The organism is Bradyrhizobium sp. AUGA SZCCT0283 (genome assembly GCF_018130385.1).
GTDB lineage: Bacteria > Pseudomonadota > Alphaproteobacteria > Rhizobiales > Xanthobacteraceae > Bradyrhizobium.
The window spans coordinates 1-4,184 of sequence record NZ_JAFCLU010000087.1; the positions used below are offsets into that span (position 1 = coordinate 1).

Genomic DNA, 4,184 nt, shown 5'->3' on the forward strand with positions numbered 1-4,184 from the left:
GGCGACCAAACCAAGGATGATGCTGATAAAGAACCTCACGAAGAACGGTCCTGTGGGCGTTCTCAAACGTTGTTGTATAATGGCCGCCGTCCGCATTCGAGCCTTGACGGCGCGACGCCCGATCAAGCTTACTTCACCACGCAGCCTCTCCGCTTGGCAGCCTAACCTCGGCAGAGGCTCCACTTATCGATGCGGAAAATCTGTTCAGACAACCGGGCCCAGCTCACCGACGCGTCGCAACGCGCTTCGAAAAAACGGCCCGAAATTACCTTGCCGTCGTCACTCTCGCCGCCATCATCTTATGGATGCGATAAGTGTCCACACTACCTAACGCTCCGCAAAATGTGTGCCTTTGCACCGACTACTTCTGCCCTGCGCGGCGGACGAGTGTGTTCTCGAGGAAGAGAAACTCGATGCCTGTCCCGAGGAACGTGTCGATGGCTTCGCGCGGGGTGTTGACGATCGGCTGGCCCTTCACGTTGAAGCTCGTGTTCAGCACCATTTCGCGACCGGTCACGTTGCCGACGGCCTGCACCAACGCGTGGAATTCCGGATTGTCCTTCTTATTGATCGTCTGCACGCGGGCCGAGCCGTTGACGTGCGTAATCGCAGGTAGCGCGGCACGATGCTCAGGACGAACGTCGGCAGTCATGATCATGTAGGGAAGTTCGAGGCCCTTCGGTACCTCGAACCAATCCTGTACCTGTTCGAGACTCACCGCCGGAGCGAACGGGCGGAAGGCTTCGCGCATCTTGACCATCGCGTTGATGCGATCGCGCATCTCCGGATGGCCGGGATCGGCCAAGATGCTACGGTGACCCAAGGCTCGCGGACCGAACTCCATGCGCCCGCGATACCAGCCAAGCACGCGTCCGGCCTTGATGAGCTTGGCTGCTTCTGCGCAGGTTTGCTCAAGATTCGGGAAGCGTGTGACCTCGATGCGGCTGCCAGTGTCAGCGAGAGCCTTGTCGATTTCGGCTTGCGAGTGCCCGGGGCCGAGGAAGGGAACCGGCATCCGGACGTTTTTTACATCGCCGTTGCGCGACGCCGACCAGAGCGCGGCGCCAAGGGCGGAGCCGTCGTCGCCCGCGGCCGGCTGAACGTAGATGTCGTCGAATAGACCAGACTGAAGAAGACGGCCATTTGCAGTGCAGTTGAGCGCGACACCGCCCGCCATAGCGAGCTTGCGCAGGCCAGTCTTGCGGCCGAAGTGGCCGCAGATATGGAGCATGACTTTGTCGAGGCATTCTTGCAACGCCGCAGCGACGTCGCGATGATCGTCGCTCGTGTCGCTGTCAGGAACGCGAGCCGGGATGAGGTGTTCTTCGAGGTAGCGGCGCGTCGCGCCGTAGGTTTCGCGATCAAGCCGCTCGTTGTTCAGGCGAAGAAGCGGAATCTTGATCAAGCCGTTGTCGAGCAGCTCCACGGCTTGCTCGAAGAAATGCTGATAGCGAGCGGGATCCCCGTAGGGGGCGAGCCCCATGATTTTGTACTCGTCGGAGTTGAAATCGAAGCCAAGATGCAGCGTGAGAGTTGAATAGAGGATGCCGATGGAATCCTGAGCGGTGATTTCGGCGAGCTTGTCGATCTTGTTGTCGTGCGCGTGATAAACGGTGACGGCGTGAACTTCGCCCATGCCGTCGAGGATCACGACCAGGCATTCATCCCATCCGGAGGTGTAGTAGGCGCTGGCGGCGTGGGACAAATGATGGTTGACGTGGTGAACCTTGTCGGCGGGGAATCCTGGCAGGTGCTGGTTCACTTGCGAAAGCAGTTTTTCGCGCGAGAAGACTTCCCTGTATTGCTCGGCGGAAGTCGGGTCCAGCTTGAAGGCGGCCTTGTAGGGAGAATAGTCAAAGCCGTGGGAAATTTCGTCGATGTCGGCGGGTTTCAGGCCGGCGGTCTCCAGGCAGTAGCGGATAGCGCCAATCGGGAAGTCACCGGTGTGCTTTTTGCGGCAGAAGCGCTCTTCGGCAGCTCCAGCGACAATCTTGCCGTCGACCACCAGCACCGCAGCCGAATCGTGACCCTGAGAAATTCGGTATTCGCGTTCTTCCAGGCCCGGCCAATGCTTCTTCTTGAATGGAATCGAGTTCTCGAATCCACTGATGCCGACCACTTTCGCCATGTTCAACAATCTCCCTTAGACAACTGAGGCACGCGGCGGGTTAGACCGGCCCCCCGGGTCTTACGCTTGGCCAGGACAGACATCGGTGTGATACGCGTGGATGCGTTCGGCTGCAAAAGTGCGTTGCTCTGATGACGGAGCGGCAGCCACCGACGATTTATGCTCGCCCTCACCGAATCGCCAATCCTCTGTTTGGTCCGCCACAATGCCAGCTCTTTAGCGTCGGCGTGCCCAGGCGTCGAATATTCGAGTTCCCGACCTCCGCAGACGGGTTCAAAAGCAAGAGCCGCCCAATCTTCATGTTGCAATCCTGAAGGTACGCAAGAAGATTTCGAGATTATCAATGACCAAAGAATTCCTTTGTGGTTCTGTCGACCACTAGGGTGCTCTGTTGCAAGCCTACGAAGCTTAAGGCCGCTTAGCATGTGCTACGCTGGAAGTTTCGCTCATCAGCAGGTCCTGCAAAAAATCCCGGTAAGGGCCTTTGAACCATTCTCCGACCACACACGGAATCCGACCTTTTTCCGCCGCACGATTTCCGGTGGCAGGATCTTGTCCATCGCTGCACGCAGCACCGTCTTGCCGCCCTTGCCTCCAGTCAGAAATTGGTCCGCGAATCGTGCCACGACGCTGGCCAGCGGCGGCGAAATCTACCAGGGCGTCCGTGACATCGAGGCCCAGCACCTCCCGGGCGAACCCGGACAGCGCGAAGGGCAGCAAGGCGTCACCGCAGCCGATCTCTAGGTACACGTCGCCGCGCCGCATCAGAGGCTTGAGGAGCCTGACCTGTTTCGCGATCCGGTCCGTGCGCGAACCTACGGCGGCTTTTGCGGATGGTCCGGCAGGCTGTTGAACAGTTCCGAATAGACTTCGGAGTAGAGCCGGCAGCGCTGGTCGCGGCTGGCCGCCCGCAGCCGATCCGCGAGCGTAGTGCGCGATCAGGCACTCGGGCGGCCGTGTGTCTTTCCGGCGCCGCTGGATGGCCACATAGTCAGGCTTCAGCTTTGTCGACACACGCGCCCCCATTCGATGTGCCGCTTCGAATTCGGGGTCGCCAACTGTATTGCTAGCAGAGCCGATCGACCGTTGGCGCTTTGAGGCCATTTCCAGTAACCAGCATAGATTGTTAGTTGCATTGAAGCGTGATGTTTATCGAGTGACTTAAGAACTAGCGCGCTAATGCTGGCCACGGCATGGAAAAGAACCGATCCATCTCCACCAGCAAGTGTGTCCTGGATCTTAAAGTTATCGCAATAGCCCTTACGGATTACCCTGGAGCGCGGAATTGATCGGCCCCAAAATAACTCCGCTATCCCGCTCAGTTGGGCTTGCAACACCGCTCGCCAAAGCGATCGACAAGCGATGCCGCGGTCGCGGACGGCATTTCCGCGAAATAACGCAGTTAGCGGATAGTTACGAGGTGGAGCTTTGGCGACTGGTTGCGCAGCTCGAATTTGACGATCCGCGGCACGCGCCCCCGCATCCACTCAATCGATTGTCACTTACGTGCGTTCGTCTCGGCCGGCGGCGCTCGCGAACTTTCCGCAACTCCGACGCCGACGCAATCTGATCGAAAAATCGAGCGTGTGTCTTAAACCGACCAATCGTGCACGTGTCGGCGCAACATAGGCGCGCATAGGGCAAATGTTCGGCGCTACAAAACAGGGCAAATGTTGGGCGCTACACAGGCGTGCATAAATCACATTTCGAAAGTTTTTTCGCCATTTTTGCTCATTAACCAACCTGCCAGCAGTCGGGGGGGGCAACTTCCAAATCCCACTGCCCTGAAATCCCCTCGCGGTTCGAGGCTGCAATCCTTTGGAAATCTGTTCGCGGTCCGAGGCTGCGAGCCTGCGGTGTCGCGCGCCTTGCGTAGCGCCGCAGTGGAATTCCCTGTCTTCAACATCGGTCTGCAAGGGAGATCGTAGAATGAGTGCTTTGACCGATACCATCTATCAAAATACGATAGGCAACAGCGCAGGATTCCCGTTGGGCGTCCCCACCTCATATGACTGGTACACGGGAAGAGTTGGAGTTTTCGGAAGCACCCCGCCCT

2 protein-coding genes and 1 pseudogene are annotated in these 4,184 nt (G+C 58.4%); 1 reads left to right on the forward strand and 2 read right to left on the reverse strand.

The genetic code is table 11. The features are described 5' to 3' along the window. Positions 1-227 precede the first annotated feature (227 nt). Positions 228-314, forward strand: a pseudogene (locus tag JQ624_RS38065) (IS5/IS1182 family transposase); the annotation flags it as partial. A gap of 47 nt (positions 315-361) precedes the next feature. On the opposite strand, the gene JQ624_RS38070 reads toward JQ624_RS38065, so the two are convergent. Together JQ624_RS38070 and JQ624_RS38075 are read right to left on the reverse strand one after the other, a co-directional pair. Continuing rightward, positions 362-2,128, reverse strand: a complete 1,767-nt coding sequence (locus JQ624_RS38070; RefSeq protein ID WP_212423989.1) for a carbamoyltransferase C-terminal domain-containing protein — start codon at positions 2,126-2,128, stop codon at positions 362-364. A 449-nt stretch (positions 2,129-2,577) separates the two neighbouring features. Continuing rightward, on the reverse strand, positions 2,578-2,754 hold the full coding sequence (locus JQ624_RS38075; RefSeq protein WP_212423990.1) for an asparagine synthase-related protein: 177 nt from the start codon (positions 2,752-2,754) through the stop codon (positions 2,578-2,580). Positions 2,755-4,184: the final 1,430 nt, after the last annotated feature.